Annotated in this window: 18 protein-coding genes; 8 read left to right on the plus strand and 10 right to left on the minus strand. The window is 69.4% G+C overall.

Features of this window, described 5'->3' with window-relative positions:
* Nucleotides 1–148: 148 nt before the first annotated feature.
* From AB0F17_RS35900 to AB0F17_RS35915, 4 genes are all read left to right on the plus strand, one after another.
* The gene (locus AB0F17_RS35900) at nt 149–1393 is read left to right on the plus strand and encodes a glycosyltransferase family 4 protein (RefSeq protein ID WP_358031961.1); all 1245 of its coding nucleotides are present in this window, start codon (nt 149–151) and stop codon (nt 1391–1393) included.
* Nucleotides 1394–1425: 32 nt separating this feature from the next.
* On the plus strand, nt 1426–2142 hold the full coding sequence (locus tag AB0F17_RS35905; RefSeq protein WP_358031964.1) for a class I SAM-dependent methyltransferase: 717 nt from the start codon (nt 1426–1428) through the stop codon (nt 2140–2142).
* Nucleotides 2139–3179 carry a prenyltransferase gene (locus AB0F17_RS35910; protein WP_358031968.1) on the plus strand — a complete coding sequence of 347 codons (1041 nt, stop codon included), beginning with the start codon at nt 2139–2141 and terminating at the stop codon, nt 3177–3179. Before AB0F17_RS35905 ends, AB0F17_RS35910 begins: the two co-directional genes overlap by 4 nt.
* Nucleotides 3180–3299: 120 nt before the next feature.
* Nucleotides 3300–4295, plus strand: coding sequence for a DUF1702 family protein (locus AB0F17_RS35915; protein ID WP_358032315.1), 996 nt, complete (start codon nt 3300–3302; stop codon nt 4293–4295).
* Here AB0F17_RS35915 and AB0F17_RS35920 read toward each other — a convergent pair.
* Nucleotides 4292–4921 (minus strand): class I SAM-dependent methyltransferase, encoded by a 630-nt coding sequence (locus AB0F17_RS35920; RefSeq protein WP_358032319.1) that lies wholly within the window; start codon nt 4919–4921, stop codon nt 4292–4294. The genes AB0F17_RS35915 and AB0F17_RS35920 overlap by 4 nt on opposite strands.
* A gap of 85 nt (nt 4922–5006) precedes the next feature.
* Between AB0F17_RS35920 and AB0F17_RS35925 the strand changes: the two genes are divergently transcribed.
* Genes AB0F17_RS35925 through AB0F17_RS35935 form a run of 3 tightly spaced genes read left to right on the plus strand, consistent with a single transcriptional unit; the run spans nt 5007 to nt 6751 of the window.
* Nucleotides 5007–5459: a pyridoxamine 5'-phosphate oxidase family protein gene (locus AB0F17_RS35925; RefSeq protein ID WP_358031971.1), complete on the plus strand. Its 453-nt coding sequence runs from the start codon at nt 5007–5009 to the stop codon at nt 5457–5459.
* Nucleotides 5456–5647: a ferredoxin gene (locus tag AB0F17_RS35930; RefSeq protein WP_219533778.1), complete on the plus strand. Its 192-nt coding sequence runs from the start codon at nt 5456–5458 to the stop codon at nt 5645–5647. Before AB0F17_RS35925 ends, AB0F17_RS35930 begins: the two co-directional genes overlap by 4 nt.
* 18 nt (nt 5648–5665) lie before the next feature.
* Entirely contained in the window at nt 5666–6751 is a 1086-nt protein-coding gene (locus AB0F17_RS35935) for a Zn-dependent alcohol dehydrogenase (RefSeq protein WP_358031974.1), read from the plus strand.
* A 4-nt stretch (nt 6752–6755) separates the two neighbouring features.
* Here the strand turns inward: AB0F17_RS35935 and AB0F17_RS35940 are convergent, their stop codons facing one another.
* The 5 genes from AB0F17_RS35940 to AB0F17_RS35960 form a co-directional block, all read right to left on the minus strand.
* A complete protein-coding gene (locus AB0F17_RS35940) occupies nt 6756–7940 on the minus strand; it encodes a cytochrome P450 (RefSeq protein WP_358031977.1) in 1185 nt (394 codons plus the stop codon).
* 50 nt (nt 7941–7990) lie between these two features.
* A complete protein-coding gene (locus AB0F17_RS35945; RefSeq protein ID WP_358031979.1) occupies nt 7991–8611 on the minus strand; it encodes a TetR/AcrR family transcriptional regulator C-terminal domain-containing protein in 621 nt (206 codons plus the stop codon).
* 60 nt (nt 8612–8671) lie between these two features.
* Nucleotides 8672–9553: a pyridoxamine 5'-phosphate oxidase family protein gene (locus tag AB0F17_RS35950; RefSeq protein WP_358031982.1), complete on the minus strand. Its 882-nt coding sequence runs from the start codon at nt 9551–9553 to the stop codon at nt 8672–8674.
* Nucleotides 9553–9999, minus strand: coding sequence for a VOC family protein (locus tag AB0F17_RS35955; RefSeq protein WP_358031985.1), 447 nt, complete (start codon nt 9997–9999; stop codon nt 9553–9555). The genes AB0F17_RS35950 and AB0F17_RS35955 overlap by 1 nt, the downstream gene beginning before the upstream one ends.
* Before the next feature lie 95 nt (nt 10000–10094).
* Nucleotides 10095–10664 carry an ABATE domain-containing protein gene (locus AB0F17_RS35960; RefSeq protein WP_358031988.1) on the minus strand — a complete coding sequence of 190 codons (570 nt, stop codon included), beginning with the start codon at nt 10662–10664 and terminating at the stop codon, nt 10095–10097.
* Between the two features lie 284 nt (nt 10665–10948).
* Here AB0F17_RS35960 and AB0F17_RS35965 point away from each other — a divergent pair, with 284 nt between their 5' ends.
* The gene (locus AB0F17_RS35965) at nt 10949–11464 is read left to right on the plus strand and encodes a hypothetical protein (RefSeq protein WP_358031990.1); all 516 of its coding nucleotides are present in this window, start codon (nt 10949–10951) and stop codon (nt 11462–11464) included.
* Nucleotides 11465–11571: 107 nt separating this feature from the next.
* Here the strand turns inward: AB0F17_RS35965 and AB0F17_RS35970 are convergent, their stop codons facing one another.
* The 4 genes from AB0F17_RS35970 to AB0F17_RS35985 all read right to left on the minus strand — a co-directional run bounded on the left by AB0F17_RS35970 (nt 11572) and on the right by AB0F17_RS35985 (nt 16987).
* The gene (locus AB0F17_RS35970; protein WP_358031992.1) at nt 11572–13212 is read right to left on the minus strand and encodes a ubiquinol-cytochrome c reductase cytochrome b subunit; all 1641 of its coding nucleotides are present in this window, start codon (nt 13210–13212) and stop codon (nt 11572–11574) included.
* 259 nt (nt 13213–13471) lie between these two features.
* Nucleotides 13472–14992 carry an alpha/beta fold hydrolase gene (locus tag AB0F17_RS35975; protein WP_358031995.1) on the minus strand — a complete coding sequence of 507 codons (1521 nt, stop codon included), beginning with the start codon at nt 14990–14992 and terminating at the stop codon, nt 13472–13474.
* 94 nt (nt 14993–15086) lie between these two features.
* Nucleotides 15087–16283: an ABC transporter permease gene (locus tag AB0F17_RS35980; RefSeq protein WP_358031997.1), complete on the minus strand. Its 1197-nt coding sequence runs from the start codon at nt 16281–16283 to the stop codon at nt 15087–15089.
* On the minus strand, nt 16280–16987 hold the full coding sequence (locus AB0F17_RS35985) for an ABC transporter ATP-binding protein (RefSeq protein WP_358032000.1): 708 nt from the start codon (nt 16985–16987) through the stop codon (nt 16280–16282). Before AB0F17_RS35985 ends, AB0F17_RS35980 begins: the two co-directional genes overlap by 4 nt.
* Nucleotides 16988–16990 lie beyond the last annotated feature (3 nt).

Here is a 16990-nt window from a genome sequence, read left to right on the forward strand (position 1 = left end):
CGCTCGGTCGTGCCAACATCGCAGTTCGCACGGCCTTTGGCGGCAGTTGTGAACAATTCCAGATGACCTACCGAATGGTAGCCTTCTCGGACTAAGGTCATCTTCACGGTACACGCCCATCTCTGGGTGCATACCGGGCGAGAAAGGGGTGTCCGTGAGCGACACGCTGCGGATCGCACTGCTGTCCTACCGCAGCAAGCCGACCTGTGGCGGCCAGGGTGTCTACCTCCGCCACCTGAGCCGCGAGCTGGTCGCCCTGGGGCATCACGTCGAGGTGTTCTCCGGCCAGCCGTACCCGGAGCTGGACGAGGGCGTGATCCTCCAGAAGGTGCCGAGCCTCGACCTCTACCGCGACGAGGACCCGTTCAGGACGCCCAAGCTGCACGAGTACCGCGACTGGATCGACTGGCTGGAAGTCGGCACCATGTGGACCGCCGGGTTCCCCGAGCCGCTGACGTTCACGCTGCGGGCGCATCGCGCGCTGAAGAAGCGGGTCGGCGACTTCGACGTCGTCCAGGACAACCAGACGCTCGGCTACGGCCTGCTCGGCATCCAGAAGCTGTTCCCGGTGGTCGGCACCATCCACCACCCGATCAGCGTGGACCGGCGCATCGAGCTGGAGGCCGCCACCGGCGCCAAGAAGCTGACCATGCGGCGCTGGTACGCGTTCGTGAAGATGCAGGCCAAGGTCGCGCCCCGGCTGAGCCCGATCCTGACCGTCAGCGAGTCGTCGCTGGCCGACATCCACCGTGACTTCAACGTCCCGCAGGCGAACATGCGCCTGATCCCGCTCGGCGTCGACACCCGCTATTTCCACCCGCGTCCCGAGAAGCCGAAGAAAAAGGGCTCGATCGTGGCGGTGGCCAGCGCCGACTCCCCCATGAAGGGCGTCTCCACGCTGCTGCGGGCCGTGGCCAAGCTGGCCACCGAGCGCGACGTCAGCCTCACCGTGGTCAGCAAGCCGACCCCCGGCGGGCCCACCGAGCAACTCGTGCAGGAGCTGTCACTGCAGGACCGGGTCCGCTTCGTGCACGGCATCTCCGACGACGAGCTGGGCGAGCTCATCGCCACCTCTGAGGTCTCCGTGGTGCCGTCGTTGTACGAGGGGTTCTCGCTGCCGGCCGTGGAGCACATGGCCTGCGCAACGCCGCTGGTCGCCAGCCGTACGGGTGCGCTGCCCGAGGTGGTGGGGGACGCCGCGATCCAGGTCGCGCCCGGCGACTCCGAGGAACTGGCCGCGGTGCTGCGCCGCCTGCACGACTCCCCGGAGGAGCGCGAGCGGGTGGGCAAGGCCGGATACGAGCGGGTCATGGAGCGTTACACCTGGCGCGTCGTCGCCATGAAAACCGTCGAGGCGTACCGCGAGGCCATCGCGGCCCGCCGTACCCGCTGACCGAAGCTTCGAGATTCCAAGGAGATCGATAAGTGCTGACGGTGGACTTCGCCCGGCTGCCGGTCGGGCCCGGCGTGCGCGTGCTCGACCTGGGTTGTGGCGGTGGCCGGCATGCGTTCGAGGTGCTCCGCCGGGGCGCGGACGTGGTCGCCTTCGACATGGACCAGTCCGAGCTGGACAGCGTGGCGGCCATGTTCGTGGCGATGGACAAGGCGGGCGAGGTGCCGCCGGAGGCCAGTGGCGAGACCGTTCAGGGGACGGCGCTGGAGATGCCGTTCGAGGACGGCTCCTTCGACCGGGTCATCGCGGCCGAGGTGCTGGAGCACATCCCCGACGACATGGCCGCGATGCGGGAGATCTTCCGGGTGCTCAAGCCCGGCGGCACGGCCGCGATCACCGTGCCGAGCTTCCTGCCCGAGCGGATCTGCTGGGCGCTGGACGAGGACTACCACACGGCCCCCGGCGGACATGTCCGGATTTATACGCTGGCTGAGCTGTCGGCCAAGCTGAAGTCCACCGGCTTCCGCATCGGCCCTCACCACCACGCCCACGGGCTGCACGCGCCGTACTGGTGGATCAAGTGCGCGGTCGGCGTCAACAACGACGACCATCCCCTCGCCAAGGCGTACCACGAACTGCTGGTCTGGGACATCATGAAGCGCCCGCCGCTCACCCGGCTGGCCGAATCCCTGCTCAACCCGCTCATCGGCAAGAGTGTGGTGCTCTACGTCAGGAAGCCCGCCGCGTGATCTCACGCGAGGAGGCCGTTCAGACGGCCTTGAGCATCTCGGCGATCCAGCAGGACGACGGCGGCGTGCCCTGGCCGGAAGGCCACGTGGACGCGTGGAACCACGTCGAGTGCCTGATGGCGATGACCGTGGCCGGCCTGCGCGACCCCGTCACGCGGGGCTACGACTGGCTGGCCCGGCACCAGCGCGACGACGGCTCGTGGGCGATGAAGCTGGTCGACGGCGTCGCCACCGAGCCGGGCGGCGAGTCGAACCACGCCGCCTACGTCGCGGCCGGCGTCTGGCACCACCACCTGGTGACGGGCGACCAGCGGTTCACCGAGCTCAGGTGGCCGATGGTCAAGAGGGCGCTCGACTACGTCGTGGGGCTGCAGACCGAACGCGGCGAGATCGTCTGGGAGCGCGACGCCCAGGGCCGGGCCTCCTCCTACGCGCTGCTCACCGGCTGCTCGTCGATCCACCAGGGCCTGCGCTGCGGCGTCCTGCTCGCCGAACACCTCGGCGACCCGCAGCCGCACTGGGAGCTGGCCGCCGACCGCCTGGCCCACGTGCTGGCCGCGCACCCGGAGGCGTTCGCCGACAAGAGCCGCTACTCCATGGACTGGTACTACCCGGTGCTCGGCGGCGCCGTCCGGGGTCCGGCGGCGGCGGAGCTGCTGGAGCGGGAGTGGAGCACGTTCGTGGTGCCGGGGCTGGGCATCCGATGCGTCTCGGACCAGCCGTGGGTGACGGGCGCGGAGACGTGCGAGCTGGCGCTGGCCCTCGACGCGCTGGGCGACCGTGACCGCGCCGCCCGGCTGTTCGCCGACATTCAGCACTTACGCCATGAGGACGGCTCGTACTGGACGGGGTGGCAGTTCGCCAACGACCGCCACTTTCCGCACGAGCGGAGCGGATATACGGCCGCGGCGGTGGTGCTCGCGGGGGACGCGTTGTTCGCCTTCTCCCCGGGAGCGGGGATCTTCCGCGACGTCGGCGCCGCCTCCGTCTCCCCCGCCGACCCGCATCTGTGTGGTTGCACGCCCGCTCGTGCGTGATCTTGTACGCGCAAGGGCTTTTGCGGGTTCTTTGCCGGGAAATGCGGAGCGGCACCGCTGAACGCCCCATTGGGGTTACTAGCTTCGTGAGTGGCCGTACGAGGCGTCTTCGGGGGAAGCGTGGGCGACACGGGCACAACAGCGTTCTTGGAGCAGGACAGGACTGAGCCGACGCTTTCGCCGGTTCACGGACTACGAAAGCTGCTGCTGAGGGAGCAGTCCGAAGCCGATCTGGCCCGGCGGAGGTTCCGGCTACGGCAGGGACATTCCCGGGTGGTCGTCGAAGGGGCCGAGCGGTCATATCTTTTCGGCTTCAACGCCGCTGTTTCGCGTGAAGCCTGCAAAATCGATGAAATGTCTCCTGAGCAGCGGAGCTTCGCCTATGAGGGGGCCGGTGCCGCCTGCACCGTGCTCGATCTGCTCACCATGACCCGGGGCCGGCGCCTTCACGAGCTACTGGCCGGCCCCGCCCATCTTCACCCGTACGCCGTGCACATGGGCGCCGGGCGCGGCTACGCGCTGCTGCGCCTGCGGCCCATGTGGGGCATCCGGCCGACGCACCCGCTGCTCCGCTGGCTGGCCGTGGACGGGTTCGGGTTCCAGTGGAGCCTGGCGCGGGCGGACCGGATGGTCGGCGAGCGGACCATGCCCGATCTGCTCACCAGGGCCCACTGCGCGATCTTCGACCAGGGCCTGGGCCGCCTGCTCTGGTATCACGAGTGCGCCTCGCCGGACGACGTGGCCGCCAGGATCGCCTCTTTCCCTGCGGGCCGGCGGGGCGATCTGTGGAGCGGTGTCGGGTTCGCGGCCACGCACACCGGTGGCGCCAATGCCGACGAGCTGTGGTGGCTGGCCGATCACGCGGGGGCCGACGGGTTCCGTGCCCATCTGGCCCAGGGGTGCGCGTTCGCCGTGTCGGCCGGGCTCCAGGCGGGGCCGCTGCCGGATCACGTGGCGCAGGCCGTACCGATGCTGGCGGGCGCGGAGCCCGACGAGGCCGGCGCGTGGCCCGAAGGGGCGCTCATCGAACTCGGCCACGACCCGCGCACCCACGAGGACTTCCAGTCCTGGCGGGCCCACACCCGCAGGGCATGGGCACGCGGGAAGCGGCACTAGATCCCCGGAGCGACCCGTTCCAGGACGCGTAGCGAGCCCTCGGCCGAGGCCTCGGCGAACGCGCCCGAGGCGAGCGCCCGCAGGTAGACCCGGTAGGGAGCCTGGCCGCCCGCGGCCGGGTCCGGATAGATGTCGTGGAAGACCAGCGCGCCGCCCGCCATGACGTGCGGCGCCCAGCCCTCGTAGTCGCGCGTCACCGGATCGTCGGAATGGCCGCCGTCGATGAACAGCATGCCCAAAGGCGTGTTCCAGAGCCGGGCCACCTGCTCGGAGCGGCCCACCACGGCGATCACCTCGTCCTCCAGCCCGGCGGCGGCGATCGTCTGGCGGAACGTCGGCAGCGAGTCCATCTTGCCGAACCGCGGATCGACCAGCGTCGGGTCGTGGTGGGCCCAGCCCGGCTGGATCTCCTCCGAGCCGCGATGGTGGTCCACGGTGACGACCACGGACCCGGCCAGCCTGGCCGCCGCCCCGAGGTAGACGGCCGACTTGCCGCAGTAGGTGCCGATCTCACAGATCGGCCCGAGTTTGCCGTACCGGCAAGCCGCCTCGAACAGGGCCAGGCCCTCCCCTTCCGGCATGAATCCCTTGGCATGCTTGGCTGCGTAGCGCAGTTCAGGCGGCATCGTCATAGGGATGCACCCTAGTAGAACCGAACAACATTCCAGCGCCCCCTTGCCCGGCATTCTGCAACCTGTTCTACTTGGCAGCGTGAATCAGCGCGCTCGCATCGCGATGTCCGAAGACGAGGTCACAGCCTTCCTGGAAGGTGCTCGCAAGCTCCAGCTCGCGACCATCAACCCGGACGGCACGCCACATCTGGTGACCATGTTCTACGGGCTCGACGAGGGGCGGATCGCCTTCTGGAGCTACGCCAAGGCGCAGAAGGTCCGCAACCTGGAGCGCGACCCACGGGTGAGCTGCCTGATCGAGACGGGCGAGGATTACGACGAGCTGCGCGGCGTCCTGCTGTACGGCGAGGCCAAGCGAGTGGACGAGCCCGAGCAGGTCCTGGCCGTCGGCTTGCGGATCACGCGCAGGATGACCCCGGACGTGGCGGACGAGCTCCTGCTGCCCTATGTCGAACAGACCGGACGAAAGCGGGTTGCATACGTCGTCGAGCGCACCAAAGTGGTCTCATGGGACCACAGGAGGCTCACATGAAGATCAAGGTCGATGAAATGGTGTGCGAAGCCAATGCCGTGTGCATGGGGCTCGCACCCGAGGTGTTCGACGTGGATGATGACGACCAGTTGCACATCCTGCTCCCGGAACCACCGCCCGAACTCCTGGACCGCGTCCGTCACGCGGTCCGGTCCTGCCCCAAAGCCGCTCTTTCCCTTGAGGAATAGCCGGAGGAGGAACCCCCCATGCGCGCCGCCCTTCTGCATGCCGTAGGCGACGACAAGCTCGACATCCGCGACGATGTCACCCTCACCCCCGTCGGACCGACCGACGTACGGGTGCGGATCAAGGCTACGGGCGTCTGCCATTCGGACCTGTCGGCCATGTCCGGCGTGCTGCCGCAGCCCGTGCCGCTCGTCCCGGGTCACGAGGGCGCGGGCGAGGTGGTCGAGGTGGGCGAGCACGTCGGCTCGGTCCAGCCGGGCGATCACGTGATCATCAACTGGCGTCCGTCCTGCCAGGCCTGCGACCTGTGCCTGGGCGGCCAGCCGTACCTCTGCATGAAGTACGTGATCGAGGCGTTCACCAAGGGCAACTTCCGCTTCGGCGGCGACCAGACGGCGTTCGGCATGGCCGGGTGCGGCACCTGGGCCGAAGAGATCGTCATCCCCTGGCAGGGCGCGATCAAGGTCGACCCGGACATCTCGTGGGAGGCGGCCGCGCTGATCGGCTGCGGCATCACCACCGGCGTGGGCGCCGCCATCAACACCGCCAAGGTACGGCCCGGCTCGACCGTCGCCGTCATCGGCTGCGGCGGCGTCGGCCTGTCCGTCATCCAGGGCGCGCGCATCTCCGGCGCCCGGACGATCCTGGCGATCGACCCCCTTGCGTCCAAGCACGAGCTGGCCAAGAAGGTCGGCGCCACCCACGCCGTCACCCCCGAGCAGGTCCCCGAGGCGCTGAACGAGTTGACCTTCGGCAGCGGCTTCGACTACGGCTTCGAGGTGGTCGGCAAGGCCGCCACCATCCAGAGCGCGTGGCAGGTCACCCGCGCGGGCGGCGAGGTCATCGTGGTCGGCGCGGGCGCGGTGGACGACATGGTGTCGATCTCCGCGTTCAGCCTGCTGTTCGAGGGCAAGAACCTGCTCTCCAGCCTGTACGGCGAAGCGGACGTACGGCACTACTTCCCCTACTTCGCCAAGCTCTACAAGGCCGGCCAGCTGGACCTGGAGTCGATGATCAGCGCCCGGATCCGCCTGGCCGACCTGAACGACGCCGTGGCCGCGCTCAAGGGCGGCGAGGTGCTGCGCCAGATCGTCCTCATGGACTAGCGCGTCACCAGGTGACAGGGAGCGCCACCGGACCGCGGATGGCCATGCCGGTCTTCCAGCTCAACTCCTCCTCAGGCACGGCCAGCCGCAGGTCCGGCAGGCGGCGCAGCAGCGCCGCCAGCGCCACCTGAAGCTCCATCCGCGCCAGCGGCGCCCCGGGGCAGAAGTGCGGGCCGTGGCCGAAGGCGAAGTTCGGCTGCGGCTTGCGGGTGAGGTCGAGCCGCTCCGGGTCCTCGAACACCTGAGGATCCCGGTTGGCGGTGTAATAGGCGGGGAAGACCGGCTCGTTCGCGCGCACGGTGCCACCTTCGAGCTGCACGTCCTCGGTGGCGTAGCGCGGGAGGAACGTGGCGGCGATCGCCGTCACCGGGACGTGCCGGAGCAACTCCTCGACCGCGTCCGCCAGGTCCACCCGCCCCGCGCGCAGCAGGGCGAGCTGGTCGGGATGGGTCAGCAGCGCGTAGGAGAAGTTGGCGATCTGGGTGGCCGTGGTCTCGTACCCGGCGGCCAGCAGGGTCATCAGGAAGCCGATCAGCTCCTCCTCCGACAGGCTGTCCTGCTCGTCACGCGCCTGCACCAGCGCGCCGATCAGGTCGTCGGTCGGGGACTCGCGCCGCCGCGCCACCAGCCGGGCCAGGTAGCCGCCGAGCGCGCCCAGCCGCGCCATCTTCTGCTCCAGCGGTATCGCGGTCGTCGTCATGTACGCGTCGGCCCAGGACCGGAACGTCTCGCGATCCTCGTACGGCACGCCGAGCAGCTCGCAGATCATGGTCGCGGGCAGCGGCACGGCATAGCCCTCCACCAGGTCGGCGGGCGGTCCCTGGGCCGTCAGCCGATCCAGGAGGTCTTCGACGATCTCCTCGGCGCGGGGCCGCAGCAGCTCCACCCGGCGCGCGGTGAACGCCTTGCCGACCAGCCGCCGCATCCGCGTGTGCTCCGGCGGGTCGAGGTCGGAGATCCCGCCCGGCACCGGCTCCGGGTACATGCGCGGCGCGTCCCGGCCGGCCGCGGCCGCCCGGCTGAAGCGCGGGTCGGCGAAGACCGTGCGGACGTCGTCGTAGCGGGTCACCAGCCAGGCCGGCTCACCGTGCGGCATCTTGATCCGGGCCAGCGGCTCGTGCTCGCGCAGCCGGCCGTAGGTGTCGTCCAGCTCCAGCCGGTACGGTGCGCCGAGCGGGTAGTCCCTCATACGCCCAGACGCTTTCACCCACCGCCCGGCCTGTCCACCACTGGTTCGGCTCAGCTCTTCAGCCGGTCGAAACCGTCCAGCATCGCGGTGAGGCCGAGGTCGAAGTGCTGGTCGATGCCTACGGCGTCGGCGCTCTCGGCGAGCAGGTCGTAGCCGGGCGCCCCGGGCTCGGGCTTGCGGCTGCGCCGCCGCGCGCCCAACTGGACGGCGGCCAGGCCCATCGCGTGGCCGATGGTGTAGTCGCGCAGGGAGCGCGTCATCTGCAGGGCGACCTCGGGCGCGAATCCAGCCTCCCGCAGGGACGCGAGCGTCTGGTTGCCCGTGGCGATGGCCTTGGCCGACCGGATCGGCCGGGACGCGAACACCGGCACAGCATGCGGGTGCGCGACGAGCGTGTCCCGCATGCGCCCGTAGGACCGTTCGAGCAGCGCGCGCCAGGAGCCCCGCCAGGGCAGCGAGTCGACGTCGAACTCGTCGAACAGCAGCTCGGCGACGGCGTCGAACAGGGCCTCCTGATCCTCGAAGTAGTAATAGACCGCCATCGGGTCGACGCCGATCTCGGCACCGAGCTTGCGCATGGAGAACTTGCCGAGCCCCATGGAGTCGATCACCGACAACGCGACACCCGCGATGTAGTCCTGGCTCAGGGTGGGCTTGGCTGTCTTGCTCATGAGGGAAATTATCCCGGAAATACTCCCCGCGGAGATGGCGAAAAGGGGCCGGGCCAGGCTCTAGACCGGTGGGTTGAAGCGGTGGTAGCCCGGGGCCGTCCAGCCCGCCGAGACCGAGCCCGCGACGTGCGCCCACTCCTCCAGCTCGAACCGCACCAGCCGCTGCGCCCCCGGCACGTCCCCCGGATCCCAGTCCGCCAGGGCCCGGCCGGTCAGGTGCAGCGTCTCCCCGCGTTCCCAGTCCACGAACAGCAGCCCGGCCGCCGGGTTCACCTCCAGGTTCCCCAGCGTCATGTACATCGAGTTGCCGGCGTAGTCCGGGAACACCAGCGACCCCGGCCCCGTGACCTTCACGAACCCTGGATTGCCGCCCCGGTGTGAGACGTCCGCGCCGAGCTTCTCGGCGCCCGTCGCGATGAAGAACGTGTCCGCCGCGCCGATCCACGCCTGATGGCGCGCGGTCAGTGTGGTTCCGGTGCCGAGGCCGGCCGGGACGCCGCCCGGGACGGTCGTGGGCTCGCGGGTCTGGATGTACTTGGGGCAGTTCGAGTAGACCTGCTCCGTCCACACCACCAGCGCCTCGCCCGCCTGCACGGCCGTGCCGTTCACGCGCATCCGGCGCCGCGTGCAGGGCTCGATGGCGAGCAGTCCGAGGTCGCGTTCCCCGGTGAACAGCCCGTGCAGGGGGTCGGGCGCGCCGGGCAGGGCGCGTACGACGATCGTGCGGTCGTCCTCGGGGGAGGCGAAACCGGCGGGGCCGGTCAGCACGCTCGCCCAGAGACGACCCAGGTCGTCGGCCGCACCGGCGACGAGCAGCTGCTGCTCCCGCAGAAACGCGGCCGCCACCTCCGGGATCTCCGGGCGGGTGCGCGAGCTGCCGAGCTCCCCGCCCCGCGCGCCCGCCCGCCGCTGGACGGCGACCTCGCCCGGATGCGGTCCCATTAGAAGAACCCGCAGGTCGGCGCGCCAGAGGTGGGCGCGGGGCGGTCGCCGCCGCCGTCCGGGGCGAAGATCTCCAGGCGGATGCCGTCGGGGTCCTCGAAGAACACGCCTCCCGAGGACGCGCCTTCGCCGTGCGGCACGACGCCGTCGTGGTGCAGGGTGGCTCCGATCTCCCTGATGACCGCCTCGGCCTTCCGCACCGCCGCGAGGTCGGCGACCCGGAACGACAGGTGGTGCAGCCCCGGCCGCGCGGTGGCGAAGCGGCCCTCGCTCTGCTGCCAGAGGGTCAGCACGAGCGTGCCGTCCTGGGACAGGAACGCGTAGCGGCGCCCCTCGTGCTGTGACTCGCCCGCCGAGGTGAAGCCGAAGACGCGCTGGTAGAAGTCCAGGGACTTGGTGAGGTCGGTGACGTTGAGCCCGATGTGCCCGGTCTGGAACGACGACATTCCACACTCCCTCATCATCTAACGCATGAATGACCGATTGGCCGTTAGAAATCACTATATAACGGCAAACCGGCGTCGCATGCGTTAGATGTGACTCACTTCTTGTGCTCCCGGTAGTGCCTGGCCGCTCTGGCGCGGTTGCCGCAGGCGGTCGAGCACCACTCCTGACGTGGGTGTTCCTTCAGGAAATAGAGCACGCAGCGTGGGGCCTGACAGGTACGCAACCGCTCCCGTCCGGGCCCCGCCAGGAACTCGACGGCCGCCGTCGCGAGCCCGGCCCGGACTCGTGCCGACGGCTCGGCCGGTACGGCGGGCACGACGACGAGGGCCGGCTCCGGGCTCCAGGACAGTTGCGGGGCTCGCGGGGCGGCCAAGGCGGCGGCGTTGACCAGGGCCAGCGATTCCGCGAAGCCGGGCAGGGCCGCCGTGTCCGCCCGGCTCGGCGGCTCTGGGGCCACGGCCCTGGCGAACAGCGCGCGTACGGCCTGGCGCAGGCGTACGGTCTCCTCGCGCAGTTCCTCCGTGGCGGTGAAGCCGGGATCGACGTCGAGGTCGGCCGCGTGTGCGCGTACCCAGGCGGTCAGGCCTTCGACGTCGGACAGGCGGTCGATCAATCCGGACCGCTCCGCCCTGATCGTGCTGACGAAATCGAGGATCAGGGACATCTCCCCAATCTAACGCCCGCGGGCACCGTCAACCGTGAGAGCCCCCGGGTAAGAGGACGCTGCCATCGATCCCGCAGCCCGCTGAAGGTCAGGACGCCTCAGCAGTACGACGACCTAACCGGCTGAGGATGGAGACGGTCTCCTTCGAGAGACCGTGAGTGTCACATTTTCCGCGGTTGGAATGTCTTATAGGTAGCCGCCCCAGCGTCATATAAGTACCCGCCCGTGAGCCCAGGCGTCCGCGCCGGGAGTTCCTCACCGCACAGGGGAGATGAATCCCGTTGGTGTCCCTCCCGGAAGTCCCTTACACCGACCCCACCAGCTGGCGGATCGCCATGGAAGCCAGTGCGGCGAGCCTGTCGATGAGCACCCTGAACGGCCCTCGGCTCCTCGACGAGCTGCCGTGGTTCCAGGGTTCCTTTCGGCTGACTCCGGCCGGACCATTGGCGGGATTCACCCTGCGACTGCCGCTGCCGACCCGGCCGACGTGGCTGCGGGAGGAGGAGACGGCCGAACTGCTGTGGGAGTCGGTGAGCCTCGAAGCCGCCGGGATCCCGAACCAGTTCAGCGGGCGGACCCGGCTGCGGCTCGGCCGACGGGAGACCTTCACGAGCGTGTCCGCTCTGTGCGCCAAGATTCCCGTCGGTCGTTCCGGCCGCCCCTACCTGAAGATCGTCCTGGAGACGGTGTTTCCGTCTTTGAGCATGCGCTGGCCGCGCGAGGCACGACTGCGGCTGCGGCCGGTGACGCTCAAGCTGTTCAGCGAGATCCGTTTCGCCGAGACCACCCCGCTGTCGTGATCGCGGGCCCATCCGTCACTCGGCCGCCTTCGGCCGGTAAGAGGCGATGATCACGCCGCTCTTCATGACCTTGGCCATTCGTCTGCTCGCCGGCGCAGGCGGCCTCGTCAATGAATCGGCGTACGGTCATCGCCCGTGAGCTCTACCTCTCCGCGCCCGTGACCGTCATCGAGGGGGACCTTCTCGCCCCCGTACGCCTTCGACATCCGGCCGCGTAGTCTGCCCAGGGGGCCGCGCATGCCCTTCGGCGGGATGCCCGCGCTGTCGGGCTCGGCGACCGCCAACATCGGCACCGGCTCCTTGCCCCGCACGTGGGCCTCGATGTCGTCCGCCGCCGGCACGTGGGCCTCGACGAACCCGCCGCCGGGCAACCGCTTGATCACACCCGATTCAACGCCATGGGAAATGGTGCCCGCGTCGTAGCGCTGGAGCCCCAGACACATCCGGTACGTGATCACATACGCCAGCACGGGCGCCACGAAGATCAGCACCCGGCCCGCGTACGTCGTCACATTGAGGCTGATCTGGAAATTGGCGGAGATCTCGTCGTTGGCACCGAGGAGCCAGAGCACGCCATAGAACACGACGGCCGTCATGCCGATCGCCGTGCGGTGCGGGTTGTCGCGCGGGCGCTCGGCGAAGTTGTGCTCGCGCTTGTCCCCCGTCACCCACTGCTCCAGGAACGGATACAACGCCAGACCCGTCAAGACGACACCCAGCGGCACCAGCGCCGGGATGATGACGTTGAGCGGCAGTGTGCCCGCATGGTCCGTACCGAACAGGTTGATCTCCCACGGCCCCATGATGCGCAGCGCGCCTTCGAGGAAGCCCATGTAGAAGTCGGGCTGCGAACCCGCCGACACGTCAGCGGGCGTGTAGGGCCCGAACAGCCAGATCGGGTTGATCTGGGCGAAAGTCGCCAGCCCCGCGATCACCGCGAACGTGAACAGGACGTACGCACCCGCCTTGGCCATGAACGCCGGATAGAACGGCGCCCCCACCACGTTCTGGTTCGTCTGAGTCTTGCCGGCCATCTGGGTGTGCTTCTGCATCCACATGAGCACCAGGTGAGCGGAGACCAGCGCCAGAATGATGCCCGGGATGAGCAGGATGTGCAGCGAATAGAACCGGGAGATGACATCCCCGCCCGGGTACTCCCCCCCGAACAGGAAGAACGTCGCGTACGTACCGACCAGTGGCAGCGAGATCAGCACGCCCTCGGTGATCCGCAGACCGGCGCCGGACAGCAGGTCGTCAGGCAGCGAGTATCCGGTCAGCCCCTCAAGGAGCGCCAGCGTCAGCAGCAGCACGCCGATCACATGGTTGAGCTCGCGCGGCTTGCGGTAGGCGCCGTTGAAGAACACCCGCAGCGCGTGCACAAGAGTGCTCGCCACGAAGAGCAGCGCCGACCAGTGATGCATCTGCCTGAGCAAGAGGCCACCCCGGACGTCGAAGCTGAGCTCCAGCGACGACGCGTAGGCCTGGGACATCAGGACGCCCTTGAGCGGGGCGTACGACCCGTCGTAGGCGATCTCCGCCATGCTGGGCTTGAACCAGAACGTCAGGAACGTCCCGGTCAGCAGCAGGAGGATGAACGCATACAGCGCGATCTCCCCCAGCAGGAACGTCCAGTGGTCGGGGAAGATCTTGCGCATGTTGCGCTTGAGGAAGTTGGCCGCGCCGAGCCGCTCGTCGAGGAAGTTCGAGGGGCTTGAGACGGCCTTCGGGATGGTCTCGAGCTCGTTCATCCGTGATCTCCCCGCACGCCGGCCTCCGCGTCAGGCACTGTGGGCATGTCGCTCCCCGTTCTCGTGAACATCTCCCCGTATAGACACGGCAAAGTGCGTAAATGTGACATGTCCGCCCGTACTAGGCACCATCCGCACCACACACGCAGGCATGACAAAGGGGCCCGGTCGGCTCCGGACCCCTCTCCCTTGGGCGGCTAGAAGTCGAACTCTCCTCGTTCGGCGCCGTCCATGAACGCAGCCCACAAGCGCCGCGGGCCTACGGCGTCGCGGCGCCGCCGCAGCCGCGAGCGATTCGGCCCGTGGTGAAGTACGACACCAGGTCGGCGGGGCACTCCCGCAGAACGGAGCCGTGCATGTCGTCCTTGACGGTGAACACCTTGCCGCCGATGGCCGACCGCATGTGCGTCGTCCACTCGTACGGGGAAACGGCTTCGTAGCGGTGTCCGGACAGCACCAGCGAACCCGCGGTGCGGTGCACCCGGACTTTCTGCACCAGGAGGGGCCAGCCGGCGCAGCCGGCGGAGAAGCGACCGGCCCTTCCGGTCACGGGGTTCTGCTCAAGACGCCGCTGGTACGCGGTCCAGGCTGCGGAGAAGCCGAGCCGGCTGGGGTCCTCGTTGCAGAAGACCGCTTGACTCGTTGTCGTGTTGAACTGCTCAGGAGCGTCAGCCGGCGGCGGCGTCTGCGGACCTCCGCCGAGGAATTCCTTGACGGTGGGCGGCGCGGTGGTGCCGGTGTCGTCGCGCAGTTCCTTGAGCGCCTTGGCGGCTCGCGGCCAGCCCGGTGAGCTCTGGGAGGCCAGCATGGCGACCAGCCCGCCATCGGCGGGTACGGCCACGTCGGTGTACTGCTTCGGGGTCCCGTCGTAGGCGCGGCCGAGCGCCAGAATCGCGGTCCGCACCTCCTTCGCGCTGGTGCCGAAGCCGTAGGTGTCGTGGTGCCGCGCGATCCAGGCCGCCAGGCGGGAGAAGCCGCGCTCGGCCGCCGCGGCGCGTCCGTCCTCGAAATCGTCCAGCCGGAACCGCGGCAGCGCCACGCTGTCCAGGAACATGCGGCCCACGTTGCCGGGGAAAGTACTGCGGTACACCGCACCGAGCCAGGTACCCCAGGACACGCCGAAGAAGTCGAGCTTCCGCTCGCCCAGCGCGGCCCGTACCCGATCAAGGTCGCGCGCCATGTTCATGGTGGTGAGCCGGCCGAGGAAGCCGGGATCGGACTTCCCGCAGGCTTTGTTCGTAGCCACCTCGCTGTCATAGATGCTCTTGGCCGCCTCCTTGGTCAGCGGCCCAGGCGCCGGGGGCTTTCCGCCAGGGGGCGGGCAGTTGACCTTGGTGCTGAAGCCGACACCGCGAGGATCGAAGCCGATCAGGTCGTACTTGTCGTTGAGCTGGGCGTTCGTCGCGTTCATCAAGATGATCTCGATGGGCATGACGTATCCGCTGCCACCTGGCCCGCCCGGATTGAGCGCCAGGCTGCCCAGCCGGTGCAGGCGATCCACCGCCTTGAGCCGGGTGATCGCGATGGTGATCTGCCGGCCGCGCGGCTTGCGGTAGTCCAGCGGAACGCTGACCTTTCCACACTCCATACGGCTCAGCAGGGCGCGGAACTTCGGTATCTGTGCGTCGGGGAAGCCGCGAGACCGGATCACCTCGTCGGAGTAGGCAGGGCAGGAGCTCCAGTTGACCGCCGGCTCGGGCTGTCCTACCGCGGCCGTCGCGTTGGGCGTACCTGCGAGCAAGAACGCCAGCGCGAGGGCGCCTGTCGGAACTCGAAACATGGATGTACCTCACTATTCGCACGTGGGGCGGACTCAGGTGGTGGCCAGAGCGATCGTCGGGGAGAGACGAGCGGCATTCGTACATAGGCCGTACTCAAGTGGCGGCAAGGGCGATGGTCGGAGACAGGCGGGCGGCGCGCATGGCGGGATAGAGGCCGGCGATCGTGCCGATGACGAGCGTGGCGCCGACCGCCCCGCCGATCGCCCACGGCGGCACGACGGGCGGCCAGCCCCGCGACACCGCGTAGCCGGCCGTGGCCAGGACGCCCAGCACCGACCCGGCGACACCGCCGAGCGCGGAGAGCAGCAGGGATTCCGCCAGGAACTGGATGCGCACCTGCCCACGGGTGGCCCCCAGGGAGCGTCGCAGGCCGATCTCCTTGCGGCGTTCCAGCACCGAGATCACCATCGTGTTCGCCACACCGACCCCGCCGACGAGCAGCGCCACCGCGCCGAGCCCGAGCAGCAGATTGGTGAACGCGTCCGCGGCGGCGGCCCGCGCCGCCAGCGCGTCCGACGGCCTGCTGACCTCGACCTGCTCCGGGTTCTCCGGGTTGACGGTACGCGGCAGCACCGCCCTGACGGCCGCCACCGCCTCCTCCCCCGAACGCTCGTAGATCGTCGTGGGGTGCCCGTCGAAACCCAGGTACGTCTCGGCCGCGGGGAACCCGAGGAGCACCGAGCGTTCGATCTCCGGGGCGAGCGGCATCGGCCCCAGAATGCCGATGACGGTGAACCACTGGTCGCCCATCCACACCCGCACGCCGATCCGGCCGAGGCCAAGCCGCTTGGCGGCCGCCGAGCCGAGCACGACGGCGGGCGCCCGTTCGGTGGCGGTGTTCAGCCATGTCCCTCTGGCGACGCCGCCCTCCAGCGTGGTCAGCAGCCCGGCGCTCGCCGCCTGGACGGAGATGCCGCCGGTCACGGCCTCAGGGATGTGGTCGGTACGCCGTACGGTGGCATCGACCGTCCCGGTGGCCGAGGCCGTACTGACGGGACCGATGCGCTCGACCGCGCTGAGTGCGGAGACGGGCAGCTTGGCCTGCTCGCCGAACAGGGTACGGCCGGGCGCGGCGGTGAGCAGGTTGGTGCCGAGCCGGTCGAGCTGGCGCAGCAGTTGCTCCCGCGACGAGGACGAGATGCCGATCACCGCGATCATGGTGGCGATGCCGATGGCGATGCCGAGCGCGGACAGGATGACCCGGGCGGGGCGGGACCGTAGCCCGGCCGCCCCGACCCGCAGCACGTCAACGGTGCTGAGTCGGGCAGGTGACAACCTCCCGCGCGTCATGGGCGGGCTCCCTTCACGGTCTCCGCCGGAGAGCGGCGGCTGTCGTCGGCGACGATCTGGCCGTCACGGACCCGGACCTGCCGCGGGCACCACTCGGCGATCTCGGTGTCATGGGTGATGATCGCGATCGTGGTCCCGGCGGCGTGCAGGTCGCTCAGTACCCGCAGCACCTCGGCCCCCGAGTGCGAGTCGAGGTTGCCGGTCGGCTCGTCGGCCAGCAACAGCGGCGGATCACCCACCACGGCCCTGGCGACCGCGACCCGCTGCTGCTCACCGCCCGACAACTGGTTCGGCGTGTGCCCCAGCCGGTGGCCCAGTCCGACCCGGGTCAGGGCGGCCTCGGCCCGCTCACGGCGCTCGCGCAACGCGGCGCCGGTGTAGAGCAGGCCGTCGGCCACGTTGTCCAGCGCGCTCACGCCAACAGCCAGATGGAACTGCTGGAACACGAACCCCAGGTGACGGGCGCGCAAAGCCGACAGTTCCCGGTCCGACAGCTCGGCCACGTCGTAGCCGGCGATGCGCACCGTCCCCGACGTCGGCCGGTCCAGGGTCCCGATCAGCTGGAGCATGGTCGACTTGCCAGAACCGGAAGGGCCGACGATGGCCAGCAACTCGCCGTACTCGACCGTCAGGTCCACCCCGCGAAGCGCCTCGACCTGTCCGCCGTAGACCTTGGTCACGCCCCGTACCTCAACAATGCTCATTTC

It is taken from the genome of Nonomuraea sp. NPDC026600 (assembly GCF_040638335.1).
In the GTDB taxonomy this organism is placed as follows: domain Bacteria; phylum Actinomycetota; class Actinomycetes; order Streptosporangiales; family Streptosporangiaceae; genus Nonomuraea.

What these genes read in the sequence shown, in the direction of transcription:
- AB0F17_RS35970 (WP_358031992.1), bottom strand. Translation starts at nt 13,212, where the DNA reads ATGAACGAGCTCGAGACCATCCCGAAGGCCGTCTCAAGCCCCTCGAAC.
- AB0F17_RS35975 (WP_358031995.1), bottom strand. Translation starts at nt 14,992, where the DNA reads ATGTTTCGAGTTCCGACAGGCGCCCTCGCGCTGGCGTTCTTGCTCGCA.
- AB0F17_RS35935 (WP_358031974.1), top strand. Translation starts at nt 5,666, where the DNA reads ATGCGCGCCGCCCTTCTGCATGCCGTAGGCGACGACAAGCTCGACATC.
- AB0F17_RS35920 (WP_358032319.1), bottom strand. Translation starts at nt 4,921, where the DNA reads ATGCCGCCTGAACTGCGCTACGCAGCCAAGCATGCCAAGGGATTCATG.
- AB0F17_RS35955 (WP_358031985.1), bottom strand. Translation starts at nt 9,999, where the DNA reads ATGTCGTCGTTCCAGACCGGGCACATCGGGCTCAACGTCACCGACCTC.
- AB0F17_RS35945 (WP_358031979.1), bottom strand. Translation starts at nt 8,611, where the DNA reads ATGAGCAAGACAGCCAAGCCCACCCTGAGCCAGGACTACATCGCGGGT.
- AB0F17_RS35980 (WP_358031997.1), bottom strand. Translation starts at nt 16,283, where the DNA reads ATGACGCGCGGGAGGTTGTCACCTGCCCGACTCAGCACCGTTGACGTG.
- AB0F17_RS35940 (WP_358031977.1), bottom strand. Translation starts at nt 7,940, where the DNA reads ATGAGGGACTACCCGCTCGGCGCACCGTACCGGCTGGAGCTGGACGAC.
- AB0F17_RS35930 (WP_219533778.1), top strand. Translation starts at nt 5,456, where the DNA reads ATGAAGATCAAGGTCGATGAAATGGTGTGCGAAGCCAATGCCGTGTGC.
- AB0F17_RS35960 (WP_358031988.1), bottom strand. Translation starts at nt 10,664, where the DNA reads ATGTCCCTGATCCTCGATTTCGTCAGCACGATCAGGGCGGAGCGGTCC.
- AB0F17_RS35985 (WP_358032000.1), bottom strand. Translation starts at nt 16,987, where the DNA reads ATGAGCATTGTTGAGGTACGGGGCGTGACCAAGGTCTACGGCGGACAG.
- AB0F17_RS35950 (WP_358031982.1), bottom strand. Translation starts at nt 9,553, where the DNA reads ATGGGACCGCATCCGGGCGAGGTCGCCGTCCAGCGGCGGGCGGGCGCG.